Origin of the sequence: Pseudonocardia asaccharolytica DSM 44247 = NBRC 16224 (assembly GCF_000423625.1) — a bacterium.
GTDB classification, from domain to species: domain Bacteria; phylum Actinomycetota; class Actinomycetes; order Mycobacteriales; family Pseudonocardiaceae; genus Pseudonocardia; species Pseudonocardia asaccharolytica.
On sequence record NZ_AUII01000052.1, the window covers coordinates 1 to 13,291 of the forward strand.

16 protein-coding genes are annotated in these 13,291 nt (G+C 71.0%); 8 read left to right on the forward strand and 8 right to left on the reverse strand.

The features are described from left to right. A partial coding sequence (locus G567_RS0124575) for an IS630 family transposase (RefSeq protein WP_028932008.1) occupies nucleotides 1–333 on the forward strand: 333 nt, incomplete at its 5' end. A 73-nt stretch (nucleotides 334–406) separates the two neighbouring features. Here G567_RS0124575 and G567_RS0124580 read toward each other — a convergent pair. From G567_RS0124580 to G567_RS0124595, 4 genes are all read right to left on the reverse strand, one after another. Further along, nucleotides 407–1,063, reverse strand: a complete 657-nt coding sequence (locus G567_RS0124580; RefSeq protein ID WP_028932009.1) for a beta-class carbonic anhydrase — start codon at nucleotides 1,061–1,063, stop codon at nucleotides 407–409. Nucleotides 1,064–1,458: 395 nt separating this feature from the next. Then, nucleotides 1,459–2,145 (reverse strand): TIGR03943 family putative permease subunit, encoded by a 687-nt coding sequence (locus G567_RS0124585; RefSeq protein WP_028932010.1) that lies wholly within the window; start codon nucleotides 2,143–2,145, stop codon nucleotides 1,459–1,461. Further along, a complete protein-coding gene (locus G567_RS0124590) occupies nucleotides 2,145–3,128 on the reverse strand; it encodes a permease (protein ID WP_028932011.1) in 984 nt (327 codons plus the stop codon). The genes G567_RS0124585 and G567_RS0124590 overlap by 1 nt, the downstream gene beginning before the upstream one ends. A gap of 51 nt (nucleotides 3,129–3,179) precedes the next feature. Next, nucleotides 3,180–3,725 carry a uridine kinase family protein gene (locus tag G567_RS0124595; protein WP_028932012.1) on the reverse strand — a complete coding sequence of 182 codons (546 nt, stop codon included), beginning with the start codon at nucleotides 3,723–3,725 and terminating at the stop codon, nucleotides 3,180–3,182. A gap of 229 nt (nucleotides 3,726–3,954) precedes the next feature. Between G567_RS0124595 and G567_RS0124600 the strand changes: the two genes are divergently transcribed. The 4 genes from G567_RS0124600 (at nucleotide 3,955) to G567_RS0124615 (ending at nucleotide 7,038) form a co-directional block, all read left to right on the forward strand. Then, nucleotides 3,955–5,433, forward strand: coding sequence for an NAD-dependent succinate-semialdehyde dehydrogenase (locus tag G567_RS0124600; protein ID WP_051233532.1), 1,479 nt, complete (start codon nucleotides 3,955–3,957; stop codon nucleotides 5,431–5,433). A 9-nt stretch (nucleotides 5,434–5,442) separates the two neighbouring features. Further along, nucleotides 5,443–6,228 carry an enoyl-CoA hydratase/isomerase family protein gene (locus G567_RS0124605; RefSeq protein WP_037058104.1) on the forward strand — a complete coding sequence of 262 codons (786 nt, stop codon included), beginning with the start codon at nucleotides 5,443–5,445 and terminating at the stop codon, nucleotides 6,226–6,228. A 12-nt stretch (nucleotides 6,229–6,240) separates the two neighbouring features. Further along, the gene (locus tag G567_RS31305; RefSeq protein ID WP_084796429.1) at nucleotides 6,241–6,609 is read left to right on the forward strand and encodes an ArsR/SmtB family transcription factor; all 369 of its coding nucleotides are present in this window, start codon (nucleotides 6,241–6,243) and stop codon (nucleotides 6,607–6,609) included. Between the two features lie 93 nt (nucleotides 6,610–6,702). Then, complete coding sequence (locus G567_RS0124615) at nucleotides 6,703–7,038, forward strand: ArsR/SmtB family transcription factor (protein ID WP_028932015.1); 336 nt, start codon at nucleotides 6,703–6,705, stop codon at nucleotides 7,036–7,038. Nucleotides 7,039–7,053: 15 nt separating this feature from the next. Here the strand turns inward: G567_RS0124615 and G567_RS32545 are convergent, their stop codons facing one another. After that, nucleotides 7,054–7,287: a nuclear transport factor 2 family protein gene (locus tag G567_RS32545; RefSeq protein WP_051233533.1), complete on the reverse strand. Its 234-nt coding sequence runs from the start codon at nucleotides 7,285–7,287 to the stop codon at nucleotides 7,054–7,056. A gap of 202 nt (nucleotides 7,288–7,489) precedes the next feature. Here G567_RS32545 and G567_RS0124625 point away from each other — a divergent pair, with 202 nt between their 5' ends. Next, nucleotides 7,490–8,122: a TetR/AcrR family transcriptional regulator gene (locus G567_RS0124625; protein WP_028932016.1), complete on the forward strand. Its 633-nt coding sequence runs from the start codon at nucleotides 7,490–7,492 to the stop codon at nucleotides 8,120–8,122. Between the two features lie 20 nt (nucleotides 8,123–8,142). On the opposite strand, the gene G567_RS0124630 is transcribed toward G567_RS0124625, so the two are convergent. The 3 genes from G567_RS0124630 to G567_RS0124645 all read right to left on the reverse strand — a co-directional run bounded on the left by G567_RS0124630 (nucleotide 8,143) and on the right by G567_RS0124645 (nucleotide 10,813). Continuing rightward, complete coding sequence (locus G567_RS0124630) at nucleotides 8,143–9,621, reverse strand: aldehyde dehydrogenase (RefSeq protein WP_028932017.1); 1,479 nt, start codon at nucleotides 9,619–9,621, stop codon at nucleotides 8,143–8,145. A 418-nt stretch (nucleotides 9,622–10,039) separates the two neighbouring features. Continuing rightward, a complete protein-coding gene (locus G567_RS37350; RefSeq protein WP_261763883.1) occupies nucleotides 10,040–10,174 on the reverse strand; it encodes a hypothetical protein in 135 nt (44 codons plus the stop codon). A gap of 36 nt (nucleotides 10,175–10,210) precedes the next feature. Then, complete coding sequence (locus G567_RS0124645; protein WP_028932018.1) at nucleotides 10,211–10,813, reverse strand: methyltransferase; 603 nt, start codon at nucleotides 10,811–10,813, stop codon at nucleotides 10,211–10,213. Between the two features lie 114 nt (nucleotides 10,814–10,927). Between G567_RS0124645 and G567_RS0124650 the strand changes: the two genes are divergently transcribed. Further along, nucleotides 10,928–11,596: an ArsR/SmtB family transcription factor gene (locus G567_RS0124650; protein WP_028932019.1), complete on the forward strand. Its 669-nt coding sequence runs from the start codon at nucleotides 10,928–10,930 to the stop codon at nucleotides 11,594–11,596. Between the two features lie 153 nt (nucleotides 11,597–11,749). Continuing rightward, nucleotides 11,750–12,970, forward strand: a complete 1,221-nt coding sequence (locus tag G567_RS0124660) for a trans-sulfuration enzyme family protein (protein WP_051233534.1) — start codon at nucleotides 11,750–11,752, stop codon at nucleotides 12,968–12,970. The last annotated feature ends 321 nt before the right edge of the window (nucleotides 12,971–13,291 follow it).

Below are 13,291 nucleotides of genomic sequence, written 5' to 3' on the forward strand. Positions count from 1 at the left end.
GATCTTGACGTACACCTGGTCTGCGACAACTACAGCACCCACAAGGCGCCCGTGGTCCGTGCCTGGCTGGAGCGCCATCCGCGCTTCCACCTGCACTTCACCCCGACCTACTCGTCCTGGCTCAACCAGGTCGAACGCTGGTTCGGGCTGCTGACCGACCAACGGCTCCGCCGCGGGGTCCACAAGAACCTCCAAGCCCTCGAACGCGACATCCGGGAGTGGATCCAGAGCTGGAACGACAACCCCCGGCCCTTCGCCTGGACCAAGACCGCGGACGAGATCCTCGAACGACTCGCCGCATATCTTGACCGGATTCCTGGCGCAAGACACTAGCTTCCCTGAGAGCACCGCTCAGCCGTTTCGTCACGCCCACCACGAAAGCAGCCGTGACAAGTCGGAGCGTTCCCTACGCCCCCCAGCGGGCAGGCTGCTTCTCAGCGACCCCGAACTGCGCGGCGGTCGCATCGGTCCGCGCTCGCTTCTCGGCATCGAATGTCGGCGGCCTCAATCGACGTGTCTCAACCTCCCAAATCCAACCGCTCACAACGGTGTCCGCAGGAATGAGCGGGTGGTCTTTAAAGGCCTGAACGGTCCTCATGCATGCTTCGTCGACGTCGTCCATCATCCCGATCCACTTGCTGAATGCTCCGGATGCAAGCGTTTGCTCGGGCAACGTGGGGTCGAGGGCGATGTTGTCCGTGTCGATGCCCTTGTCGCGGAGGCGGCGCTCAAGGTCTGCTGCATTAGCGGACAGCATTCCGCACTGCGTGTGCTGGACGATGACAATCTCGGTGGTTCCGAAAAAGTTGCACGTCAGCATCGCGGACCGGATCGCGTCATCTGTTACGATGCCTCCAGCATTGCGGAAGCAATGTGCGTCACCGTGCCCGACAGGCGAATCAACTCGGATTCCGAGCGCTTCATCCACAGGGAGGCGTTCATCCATGCAAGCGAGTACCCAGAGCTTGCGGTCATTGGGGCCGTCCGGTCCGTAACGGCGTCGGGTTGCCCAGCGATCATACGCTTCCACACGCTCGGTAAGCTGTTGCGCCAGTGTGGTCACATGCACCTCTCTTTCGGAGCTTTCCTGGGCCTATTTCACAGCCGCCTCCGTTAGTCGCTGACTCGGCATTCTTACGACTCAACGACGGGGACTATCGCCGGAGTTGCTGTTGCCAGCACAGCTTGCTTCAGACATGCTTTCATCGCCATACGTGTTTCTACGTGATTGTGACCCAGCTGGGCGTGGGTCTCGGGACCGGACGCGTTGTCGGGGAGCCCGTCGAGGAGGACGGCTGGAGTCAGACCACCTGGCCTATCCGCCGCCGGTTTGAGGTCGAATCTGAGCGTCGTACCGACCCAGCAAGGGCAGACCGTCCGTGGTCGTCAACATCTCGTAGCTGCGTGTCTGTGGTGCGGCGATCCCCACCCGGTGCCGGATATGGGTGTGCGGCACGCTCAATGCTCGTACGGGTCGGACGGCGCAGGCACGACTGTGACGTCCTCGACGATCAGGCTCGGGGTGTAGCGGTTGGCGCGCGTCGCGCTGCCCGCCACGACGGTCCCGCGCACCCGCAGCCAAGTGTCCGGCGGCCGGTCCCCGACGGGGCCGAGCAGCCGCACCACGTTCGGCCTGGCGTCGGCCGCGCAGCAGGCGATCGTGAGGCGGGCCAGCAGGGTGTCGGGGCCGCGGCGCACGACGAATCCGGTCAGGATGACCTCGCGGTCGTCGAGCGAGCGCGCCTCGTCCCACGCCGACCGTTCGACCACCTCCCCGATGTCGAGGACGAGCGGCCCAGGCGGCAGCGGCGGGTAGGTCCCGATGCTGGGCAGGGCGATCCCGCGGCCCCGGTCGACGGCGTCGGCCCCGAGCGCGGGCGGCGCGACAAGGACGATCACCAGCACCGGCAGCAGCAGCAGCCACGTGCTGTGCGGGGCGCAGTGGGCGTGCCCGTCGGCGGGCACCATCCCGCGCAGGTCGCGGACGAGCGCCACCGCGGCGAGCCCGATCACCACCGCCCCCGTCGCCAGCAACCACCAGCGATGCGACGGCCGCACGTAGCGCAGATAGGTGTCGTCGGCCGCGATGCGCACCAGCGCGCCGCCGAGCAGGAGCAGCAGGACGTGCTGGGCGTCGCGGCGCATCAGCGCGGCCCCAGCACGAGCAGCCCGGCAGCCACCGCGCACAGCACCGCGACGGCCAGGGTGGCCGGGGCGAAGCGCAGCGCGAACGCCCGGCCGAACGTGCCCGCCTGCAACGCGACGAGCTTGACGTCGACGGCCGGACCGACGACGAGGAACACCAGCCGGGGTAGCAGCGGCAGCATCGACAGCGACGCCGCCACGAACGCGTCGGCCTCGCTGCACAGCGCCAGCACGACCGCCAGCGCCGCCATGAGCAGCACCGCGAGCACCCACCGGTCGGCCAGCCCCGCCTGCCATCCGATGGGGACCAGCACCGACAGCGTCGCGGCGGCCAGCCCGCCCATCACGAGAAACCCACCGGCCGCGACCAGGTCGTGCCGCGCGGTCTCGGCAAGGACCGCCCAGCGGCCCGCACCGAGCGGCGTCGCGGCGGGCCGCCGGGCCCGCTCGGCGATCCACTCGGCCCGGCCGACCCGCTGCCACAGCCAACCCATCGCGCAGGCCGTCGCGAGGGAGCCGAGGAATCGCGCGGCGACCATCGCGGGCTCGCCGGGGAACGCGACCGCCGTCGCGACCAGGACGACCGGGTTCACCGCGGGCGCGGCGAGCAGGAAGGCGAGCGCCGCGGCGTCCGGGACGCCCTGGCCGATCAACCGCCGCGCCACCGGCACCGAGGCGCATTCGCAGCCGGGCAGCACGAGCCCGGCGACGCCCGCAGCCGGGACGGCGATCGACGGCCGGGCGGGCAGCAACCTGCGCAGCACCGCGGGTGTCACGAATGCCGCGATCGCGCCGGAGACAATGACCCCGAACACGAGGAAGGGCAGCGCCTGCACGCAGACGGCGACGAACACGGTCGCCGCGGTCCGCAGCACGGCGGCGTCGAGCGCCATGGTGATCAGCGGGCGGGCCACGATCGCCGCGATGAGCAACGCGCAGAAGGTGTGCAGGGAGGTGATCCGCGGGGTCGTCCGGGTGGGCACGGCCGGTGATCTTGCCAGGCGGGGGCGTCCGCCGGGGCCGGTTCGGGAGGATCAGTCGCTGTTGTCCACGACGATATCGGCGCGCTCCCGGGTGCCCTCCCGCGCCTGGAACGACGCCTCCTGGTCCGCCCACCGGGCGCGGAACGGGGCGTAGCCGGTCCAGTCGGCACGCGCCCGCAGCCTGCGTTCGCGCTGCGCGGGCGGGGCGTCGACCCAGATCGCGACCGCGGTGAACGGCCGCAGCGCGCGAGCCCCGGCCCCACAGCCCTCCAGCACGACGAGCGGTGCGGGGGCGAGCTCGCGCCAGGCGCCGCGGGCCCCGCGTTCCCAGTCCCACACCTGCCAGCGGGCCGGCCGGCCCGCCGCGAGCGGCTCGGCGATCCATTCGACGGCCAGCGGGACCGCGGCGGCGAGCCCGTCCCAGCCGGGGTAGAGCTCCTCGAGGGTGAGCACCGGGGCGTCGAGTTCCGCGCCGAGGCGGGTGGCCAGCTCGGTCTTACCGGCCCCGGAGAAGCCGTCGATCGTGACGAGCCGCCCGTCGTCGGGTCGGCTCGCCCGCACGCGGGCGGCGAGCTCGGCGATCCGCCGGTCGTCCACGCGCTCCTCCGCTTCGTTCACGGGGCTCGCACACGTGCCGCGATGCTCACACACGCGGCGGAACCTGTGTGCCAGCACCGCGACGCGTGTACGAGCTGTCACACACGGAAAACCCTGTGATGTATATCGAACTTTTGAGAGGGTTCGGCACATTGGGAGCCAATCGCTAGCATGATTGTCGAACTATCTCGGGGATGAGCGATCGCCGCGCGGAACACGGAGGCCAGAGATGGATACCGCAACGCTCCTGCAGGCCGACCCTTCGACACCGATCGAGTCTCTCTGCCTCGACGGGACCTGGCGGGCGGCGACGTCCGGCTCGACCTTCGAAGTGCACGACCCGGCCACCGGGTCGGTGCTGGCGAGGGTCGCCGATGCCGGGGGTGTGGACGCCGAGGCCGCGATCGAGGCGGCCGCGTCCGCGTTCCCCGAGTGGTCGGCACGCACCGCCTACGAGCGGGCGGCGGTGCTCCAGAACGCCCATCGGCTGATGCTCGAGCGCGCCGAGGACCTCGCCCGGCTGATGACGAGCGAGCAGGGCAAGCCGCTGCGCGCCGCCCGGACCGAGGTCCGCTACGCCGCGGACTTCATGCTCTGGTTCGCCGAGGAGGCCAAGCGGGTCTACGGCCGGACCATCCCCTCCGCGCGCTCCGACCAGCGGTTCATCGTCATGGAGCAGCCGGTCGGGGTCGTCGGGGCGATCACGCCGTGGAATTACCCGATCTCCATGATCACCCGCAAGGTGGCGCCCGCGCTCGCCGCGGGGTGCACGGTGGTGCTCAAGCCCGCCGAGCAGACCCCGCTCTGCGCCATCGCCGTGTTCGGCATCCTGGCCGAGGCGGGCGTCCCGGCGGGCGTGGCGAACCTGATCACTGCCAGCGACCCCAAGCCGGTCGGGGAGGCCCTGCTGATCCACCGCTCGGTCGCCAAGTTGACGTTCACCGGTTCGACCGAGGTCGGCAAGTTCCTGGCCGCGCGGGCCGCCGACCAGATGAAGCGGGTCTCGCTGGAGCTCGGCGGGCACGCGCCGTTCATCGTCTTCCCCGACGCGGACCCGGTGCATGCGGCGAAGGGCGCCGCGCTGGTCAAGCTGCTGAACACGGGGCAGGCCTGCATCTCACCCAACCGGCTGTACGTGCACCGCTCGATCGCCGACGAGTTCGTCGACGCGCTGCGCCGCCGGGTCGAGTCGATGAAGGCGGGCCGCGGCGTCGACGACGGCGTCAGCGTCGGCCCGCTGATCGACGAGAGCGCGTTCATCCGGATGCAGAACCAGGTCGTCGACGCGGTGGGCAAGGGCGCCACGGTGGTCACCGGCGGGAACCGGCTGACCGGCGGCGGACTCGACGGCGGCTGGTTCTTCGCGCCCACCGTGGTCACCGGCGTCACGCCCGAGATGGTGATGTACCGCGAGGAGACCTTCGGGCCGATCGCGCCGGTGGTGACGTTCGAGAGCGAGGCCGAGGTCATCGAGATGGCCAACGACACCCGCTACGGGCTCGCGTCCTACGTCTACACGAAGGACCTGGCGCGGGCCCTGCGCACGGCCGAGGCCCTGCGGTTCGGGATGGTCGGGATCAACGACATCAACCCCACCTCGGCGGCCGCGCCGTTCGGCGGGATGGGCGAGAGCGGGCTTGGCCGGGAGGGCGCCCAGGAGGGCATCCGGGAGTACCTGGAGACCAAGCTCGTCGGGCTCAGCATCTGATCGACCGCGATGAGCGATGCCGTCCTGCTCACCGAACCGGGGCCCGGGCTGCGGCTGATCACGCTGAATCGGCCTGCCGTCCGCAATGCCATGACCGCCGAGCTCACCGCCGCCTGGAGCGAGGCGATCGAGGCGGTCCGGCGCGACGACGGCGCGCGGGTGCTGGTCGTGACCGGCGCGGGCAACACGTTCTGCGCCGGCGCGGATCTCTCCTGGCTCGACCAGGGCGCGGCTGGGGACGTCACGCCGGACCGGCTCCGCGATCGGATGCTGCCGTTCTACCGGTCGTGGCTGGCCCCGCGGGAACTTGCGATCCCGGTGGTCGCGGCGGTCAACGGGCCCGCGATCGGGGCAGGGCTGTGCCTCGCGCTGGCCTGCGACCTGCGCTACGCGGGCCCGGCGACGGTCTTCTCCGCCCCGTTCATCCACCTCGGCACCCACGGCGGGATGGGCGCGACCTGGCTGCTGCCGGAGGCCGTCGGCGTCGCGCGCGCCCGCGACATGCTCTACACCGGCCGCGCGGTCGGCGGGGAGCAGGCCGTGGACTGGGGGCTGGCCAGCGAGGTGGGCGACGACGCGCTGACGCTTGCGCTGGCGGCGGCCGAGCGGATCGCGCAGGCGGCGCCGATCGCGACCCGCCTGACGAAGGCGGGGCTCGAACGGGCCGTCGCCGGTCTGGCCGAGGCCCTGCAGTGGGAGGCCCTCGCCCAGCCGGTGACGATGGCGACCGCGGATCTCCATGAGGGTGTGCAGGCCCGGCGGGAGCGGCGGCCGCCCCGCTTCACCGGGACGTAGGAGGAGCAGCCGATGGTGCGTGGATCGGATACCGATCTGCCGTCGACCCCGGACGTCCTGCGCGCGCTCGGCGACCCCGTGCGGTGGGAGATCGTCCGGCAGCTGGCCGGGGTCGGGGAGCTCGCCTGCGGCAGGCTGGAGGAGACGTTGCCGATCTCGAAGTCGACGATCTCCTACCACGCCCGGATCCTGAGCCGGGCGGGCCTGCTATCGGTGCGCAAGGAGGGCCGCAACCACTTCTACACCCTGCGGCGCGACACGCTGCGCGGACTCATCGCGGAGCTGGCGGAGGTGGCGCCGCCCCACCGGGCGACCGCGGCGGCGAACCGGACCACCGCGCCGCCCACCGTGGACGGCGCTACCGAGCTGCCCACCTGGTGATCCGGCTGCGGCCGTGCTCGATCGTTCTTGGAGGCGAACGCGAAACGATCGCTAGACTGGTCGCGTTGCCGCGTCGAGGTGGGGGGTCCAGCGGTGAGTCGTGCCGACGCCGGGGAGATCAACGAGTTGCACGCTCGCCTGTGCAAGGCGATTGCGGACCCCAAGCGCCTGCTCATCCTCGACGCGCTCCGAGACGGTCCGCGCGCGGTCGGTGACATCGCCGTGGAGCTGGGCATGTCGCAGCCCAACACGAGCCAGCATCTGGCCGTGTTGCGCGCCCGCAACATCGTGCGGACCGCGCGCGCGGGCAACACGATCTACTACTCGCTCACCAGTCTCAAGGTGATCGAGGCGATCGACCTGCTGCGCGAGTTCATGGCCGAGTTCATGGACGAGGCCGCCCGGACCGACAGCGTCGAGTGCGGCTGAGCCCGTCCGGTCTGCTCACCGGGCACCGTCTGCCCGCAGCGGTCCGTGGCCTTCGGCTCCGACGGTGAGGGTGCCGCGGACCGGCACCCGGACCCAGATGGTGTCGCCGGCTTCCACCGTGTCCTCGATGGTGAACGTCAGGTCGGGGATGGCGGCGTGCACATCGCGGATCGCGTCCTTGACGTGCCGGATCGCCTCGGCGCCGGTGCCGGCCAGCCCGAGCTGTGCTCGACCAGGTCGGGCGAGCACAGCTCGTCGACGACGACGGTCTCGCCGGTCGCGAAACCCTCCTCGAACATGCGCCGCAGCACGGTAGACGCCGGGGACGCCGCGGAGCGATGAAGGGTGGGGTCGGTGATTGCGCTCATGGTGAGCTCCTCGGAGAGGTGAGTGCAGTATTGGTGCTCTGGATGCAGAACTACTGCACTGGATGCACTGATAGTGTTCCCACGTGGCGCGTCGTGTCAAACCCCGTTCGACCTACCGGCAGGTGCAGGCCGCGGCGACCCGCGATCGCATCGCGGACGCGGCCCGGCGGCTGTTCGCCGCCGCTGGCTACGGCGCCACCAGCATGGAGACCATCGCGGCCGAGGCCGGGGTGGCGGTGCGCACCGTCTACTCGGCGTTCGGCGCCAAGCGCGAGATCCTCTCGTTGATCTGCGAGCGGTGGCTCGAGCACGCGCGGGCGCGGGAACGGACAGCGGAGGTGTTCGCCGAGCCGGATCCGGTTCGCAGGCTCCGCGGCGCCGCCAACTGGCTACGCGAGCTGTACTCCGCCGGATTCGATGTGGTCCTGATCTTCGAGGCGGCGACCGACGAGAGCCCCGAGACCCGCGCCCTGCTGCGCTCCAAGCTGGCCGGTCGCAACGAGGTGATGGACGCGATGATCGCCTCGCTCGACGATCACCTGCGGGTACCGCTGCCGGAGGCGCAGGCGGTCTATCGGGCGCTGGCGGCTCCCGGCGTCTATCGCGAGCTGGTGGAGGAGTCGGGCTGGACGCCCGGGGAGTTCGAGCGCTGGGTCGGCGACGCCCTGCAGCGGCACCTGCTCGGCGTGCCCGGCGACGAGCCCAGCCGACGATGAGCCGGGCGCCCTCGCGTCGATCAGCCCAGGGTGAACGGGTCGCGGGTGCCGCCGGTGAGCTCGACCCAGACGGCCTTCTCCTCGAGGTACTCGTCGATGGCGTGCAGGCCGTTCTCCCGGCCGAGCCCGGAGTTCTTGAACCCGCCGAACGGGACACTCGGGGCGACGACGCGGTAGGCATTGATCCACACGTTGCCGGCCTTGATCTTCGCGGCGACCCGGTGCGCCCGGTGGACGTCCTTGGTCCAGACCGCGCCGGCGAGGCCGTAGGGGGTGTCGTTGGCCAGCTTGATCGCCTCGTCCTCGTCGGTGAAGGTAAGCACGGAGAGCACCGGGCCGAACACCTCCTCCCGGTAGACCGTGGACTGCGGGGTGATGCCGGTGAGCACGGTGGGCTGGACGAACAGCCCGCCGAGCCCCGGGTCGGCGGCGCCGCCGTAGGCGATCGTGGCGCCCTCGGCCTTGGCGGTGTCGAGGTAACCGAGCACCTTGCGGTACTGGGGGTCGTTGGCCACCGGGCCCATCTCGGTCTCGGCCGCGGTGGGATCGCCCAGCTTGATGGTGGCCGCCCGCTCGGCGATCAGCCGGACGAGTTCGTCGTGCGCATCGGCGTGCACGATCAGCCGGGAGCCGGCCATGCAGGTCTGCCCGGTCGCGGCGAACACCCCGGCGATGATGCCGTTGGCGGCGGCGGCCAGGTCGGCGTCGGGGAACACGACCTGCGGGGACTTCCCGCCGAGTTCGAGGGTGACCTTGTTGATGTTTTCGGCGGCGGCCGCGGCGACCGCGCGACCGGTGGCGGTCGAGCCGGTGAAGGCGACCTTGTCCACGCCGGGATGTGCGGCCAGCGCGGCGCCGGTCTCCCGGGAGAGCCCGGTGACCAGGTTGACCACGCCGGGCGGGAACCCGGCCTGCTCGATCAGCTCGGCGAACCCGAGGGTGGAAGCGGGCGAATGCTCCGACGGTTTGACCACGACGGTGCAGCCCGCGGCCAGCGCGGGAGCGAGCTTCCAGGTCATCAGCAGCAGGGGGGAGTTCCACGGGGTGATGGCCGCGACCACCCCGACCGGCTCGCGGCGGGTGTAGACGAGATAGTCGGGGTTGGGGGCGGGGATCTGCCGGCCCTCGATCTTGTCGGCCAGTCCGGCGTAGTAGTGGTACCAGGAGCCCAGCCCGCCCGTCTGGCCGATCATCTCCCGGTACAGCTTGCCGGAGTCGTTGACCTCCAGTCGGGCCAGCCGGTCGGCGTTCTCGGCGATCAGATCACCGAGCCTGCGCAGCAGCGCGGCGCGGGCGAACCCGGTCAGCGTGCCCCATCCCCCGTCGAGGGCGGCCCGGGCGGCGGCCACGGCGGCGTCGACGTCCTCGGGGCCACCGTCGGGGACAACCGCCCACGGGCGGCCGGTGTAGGGGTTCTGCGACTCGAAGGTGCGCCCCGAGATCGCGTCGACGGCCTTGCCGCTGATCAGCATCCGGAAGTGCTCGAGCTCGTCCGCCATGTCGTCCTCCTCGACGTCTTGGCAGGTGGGGACCGGAGGCCGCCGGTTGTCGCCAGACTATCCGCGGGCGGCATGTCCGACAGCCGGGAAGCGTCATTCCATCGGGCATCTTCTCGCGGGTCACTGACGAAGCGAGCCACGCTCAACCGGGCCACGATCACCGAAGTGCTCCGAGGAAGCCCCCGGCTTCAGCCGTGGGGAGGAATCGGAACGACGTCTTACTCATTGGCCCAATGATTCAGCGCGGGCTGCTGGGCCCTGACTCCACCGTGTTGCGGCGGATTCCGCCGGTCATCGCCACGCCTCGCCGCTCACGCTCCGGTCCCCAGGTCGCGCCCGCCGGTCCAGGACCAGTGGGCGAACTCGCGGCGACCGGCGGCGAACCGGATCACCTGCGCGGATGGTGGGTTCACCAAGGTCACCTCCGTCTGCGGGCGAGGAAGGGGTAGCCGTAGACGTCGAAGGCGCGGGCGTTGCCCTCGCCGCCGGCGCCGCCGAAGGTGTCACAGGCGGGTCCGACCTGCACGTCGGTGAACCCGCTGCGTTCGAGCATCGCCTGCCAGCCCGCACGGGGCAGCCCGCCGGCGATTCAACCGGTCCACAGGTCGATGTCGCGCATCGCCTCCGCCGGGACCGGGCGGCCGTTGGCGATGTCGGCGAACTGCAGCCACCCACCGGGCCGCAGCACGCGGTGGATCTCGGTGAACACCGCCGCCTTGTCCGGGCACAGGTTGATCACCCCGTTGGAGATCACCACGTCGGCCCAGCCGTCGGGCACCGGCAGCGCCTCGGCCAGCCCCTCGCGGAGCTCCAGCTGCGCCAGGCCCAGCTGGGCGGCGGTGCGGCGCGCCTTGGCCAGCATCTCCTCGGTCATGTCGATCCCGACGACCCGGCCGTCGGGGCCGACCTGGCCGGCCGCGACGAAACTGTCGAAGCCGGCCCCGGCGCCGACGTCGATCACCCGTTCCCCGGGCCGGAGGCGCCGCAGCGCGAACGGGTCGGCCACCCCGGCGAACGACTCCACCGCCGCGTCGGGCAGCGCGGCCACCTCGGCCGCGGGATAGCCGAGCCGGGCGGCCAGCCCGCGGCCGGTGTGGAAGTGGTAGGTGCCGTCCGGGTCCGTGGCGACGGCGCGGTACTTGTCCTGGACCTGCTCCCGCAGTGCCTGCGCATCGACCGCCACGTCGCTCATCCCGCACCTCCGCTGGTCCCTCCCGTGATCGCTTGAGAGTGTCCACGACCCGCGCTTTTGTCAAGCTGTCGTTTGAGCTTGACAGGAAGCTGGGCCGCGGCCGACGATCGGTGCATGGGTGATCGGGCGGCGAAGGACGCGCTGTTCTCGGCGTTCGCCGAGGTGGCGGGGGCGCTGGGGTCGGGTCGCCGGGCCGAGATCGTCGACCTGCTGGCCCAGGGGGAACGCTCGGTCGAACAGGTCGCCGACCAGATCGGCCAGAGCGTCGCCAACACCTCGCACCACCTGCGCACGCTCGCCCGGGCCGGGCTGGTCAGGACGCGCCGGGAGGGGACGCGGGTCTTCTATGCGCTGGCCGGCGAGGGGGTGCAGGAGCTGTGGGCGGCGGTGCGCGCGGTCGCCGAGCAGCATTCCGCCGGCCTGGACCGGCTCGCCCGGGCCTACCTCGGGGATCGCAGCGAGCTCGAGGCCGTCGACCGCGGCACGCTCGTCGAACGCATGCGCCGCGGCGAGGTGCTCGTGCTGGATGTCCGTCCGGCCGCGGAGTACGCCGCCGGCCACATCGCCGACGCCCGCTCGGTGCCGATCACCGAGCTCGAAGCCCGGCTGCGCACGCTGCCGACCGATGTCGGGATCGTCGCCTACTGCCGCGGCCCGTACTGCGTCTACGCCGACCGGGCGGTCCGCCGGCTCCGCGAGCACGGCCTGCGAGCCGCCCGGCTCGACGACGGCTACCCGGAGTGGAAACGTGCGGGGCTTCCCGTCGCGGTGGGCGGTCCGTAACCCGCGAGCCGGCGATCACATCCCGTCGATCACCACGACCAGTTGTCCGTCCGAGCGGCTCGATCCCGCTCCCGGCCCGCACCGAGGCGAGACGATCACGATCGTCGCGCGGTGCATCACACCCGCGACCACCCGACACGAGGGAGCAAGCGAATGACCGAGACGACGGCGAACACCCTTTCCGAGCAGACACGCGAAGGACTGTCCACCCGCTGCGTGCACGCCGGGGACACCCGCGACCTCCGAGGAGCCATCCACCCACCGCTCTATGGGAACGCCACGTTCGCCTTCGAGTCCACCGCCGACCTGCTCGATCTCGTCGAGGGCCGCACTCAGGGCAACCTCTACACCCGCACCGGTTCCAACCCCACCATCCGTTCGCTGGAACGCAAGCTCGCCGACCTCGAGGACGCCGAAACCGCGCTCGCATTCGGTTCCGGCATGGCCGCCGAAGCCGCCACCTTCCTCGCGCACGTCCACGCCGGTGACCACATCGTCTGCCTCGGTGACGTCTTCGGCGGCACCTACGGGCTGCTCCGCGACAACCTGTCCCAGCTGGGCATCACCACGACCTTTCTCACCGCCGATGAGCTCGACAAGCTCCCCGAGGTCCTCACCGAACGGGTCCGCATCGTCTTCTTCGAAACCCCGACCAACCCCACACTCGACGTCCTCGACATCGCCGCCATCGCCGCGCAGGCGCACGCCGTCGGTGCTCTGGTCGTGGTGGACAGCACCTTCGCCACCCCGGTCAACCTGAACCCCCTGCACCACGGCGCCGACCTGGTCATCCATTCCGCCACCAAGTACCTCGGCGGCCACAGCGACCTCATCGCCGGAGCCGTAGCCGGGCGCGCCGAGCTGCTCGCACCGATCGGCGGCTGGCGCGGCAACCTCGGCCAGACCATCGCCCCCCAGGTCGCCTACCTGCTCTCGCGCAGCCTCCGGAGCCTCGTCGTCCGTGTCCGGGCCCAGAACGCCACCGCAGACGCCGTCGCCCGCTTCCTCGCCGAGCATCCCCGCGTCACGAGGGTCAACCACCCCAGCCTCGCCACCGGCGACCAGGCGGCCCTCGTCAAGACGCAGATGCGCGGCCACGGCGGGATGCTCAGCTTCCTCGTCGACGGCGACGCCACCACTACCGCAGCCGTTGTCGACCGGCTTCGCATCTTCAGCATCGCCCCCAGCCTCGGCGGCGCCGAAAGCCTCGTCACCCAACCGATCACCACCACCCACCACGGCCTCGAGCCCGCCGAACGCGCCCGCCGCGGCATCACCGACAACATGGTCCGCCTGTCCATCGGCCTCGAAGACGCCGACGACCTCATCAACGACCTCGCCCACGCACTCGACCGGCCGCAACCCGGACCATGAACCGCGGGTCTGCGTCAATCCCTCAGACCGTAGAGGTGTCTTGCGTCTGACTTCGTGAAGCAGATCCGGTCGGAAATACCCAGCCACGAGTCGGTGTGTCGTACCGACTTGGAGGCTGTTGATGATGTCCGCTTCGACCGTGTCTGGCAGGAAGCCACGCCGGCGGCTGTCGCCGAGCGAGAAGTACGAGTTGTGGATGTCGATCGTGACCGGGCAGGCCACGCAGCGGGAGGCGGCCGAGCGGTACGGGGTGGACCGCTCGGTGGTGGTCACGGCGTGCCGGGTGGCCAAGCAGGGTGCGCTGGACGCGCTGGCCGCCTC

What these genes read in the sequence shown, in the direction of transcription:
- G567_RS0124585 (WP_028932010.1), bottom strand. Translation starts at nt 2,145, where the DNA reads ATGCGCCGCGACGCCCAGCACGTCCTGCTGCTCCTGCTCGGCGGCGCG.
- G567_RS0124600 (WP_051233532.1), top strand. Translation starts at nt 3,955, where the DNA reads ATGGATACCGCAACGCTCCTGCAGGCCGACCCTTCGACACCGATCGAG.
- G567_RS0124605 (WP_037058104.1), top strand. Translation starts at nt 5,443, where the DNA reads ATGAGCGATGCCGTCCTGCTCACCGAACCGGGGCCCGGGCTGCGGCTG.
- G567_RS31305 (WP_084796429.1), top strand. Translation starts at nt 6,241, where the DNA reads ATGGTGCGTGGATCGGATACCGATCTGCCGTCGACCCCGGACGTCCTG.
- G567_RS0124630 (WP_028932017.1), bottom strand. Translation starts at nt 9,621, where the DNA reads ATGGCGGACGAGCTCGAGCACTTCCGGATGCTGATCAGCGGCAAGGCC.
- G567_RS37350 (WP_261763883.1), bottom strand. Translation starts at nt 10,174, where the DNA reads ATGCTCGAACGCAGCGGGTTCACCGACGTGCAGGTCGGACCCGCCTGT.
- G567_RS0124645 (WP_028932018.1), bottom strand. Translation starts at nt 10,813, where the DNA reads ATGAGCGACGTGGCGGTCGATGCGCAGGCACTGCGGGAGCAGGTCCAG.
- G567_RS0124650 (WP_028932019.1), top strand. Translation starts at nt 10,928, where the DNA reads ATGGGTGATCGGGCGGCGAAGGACGCGCTGTTCTCGGCGTTCGCCGAG.
- G567_RS0124660 (WP_051233534.1), top strand. Translation starts at nt 11,750, where the DNA reads ATGACCGAGACGACGGCGAACACCCTTTCCGAGCAGACACGCGAAGGA.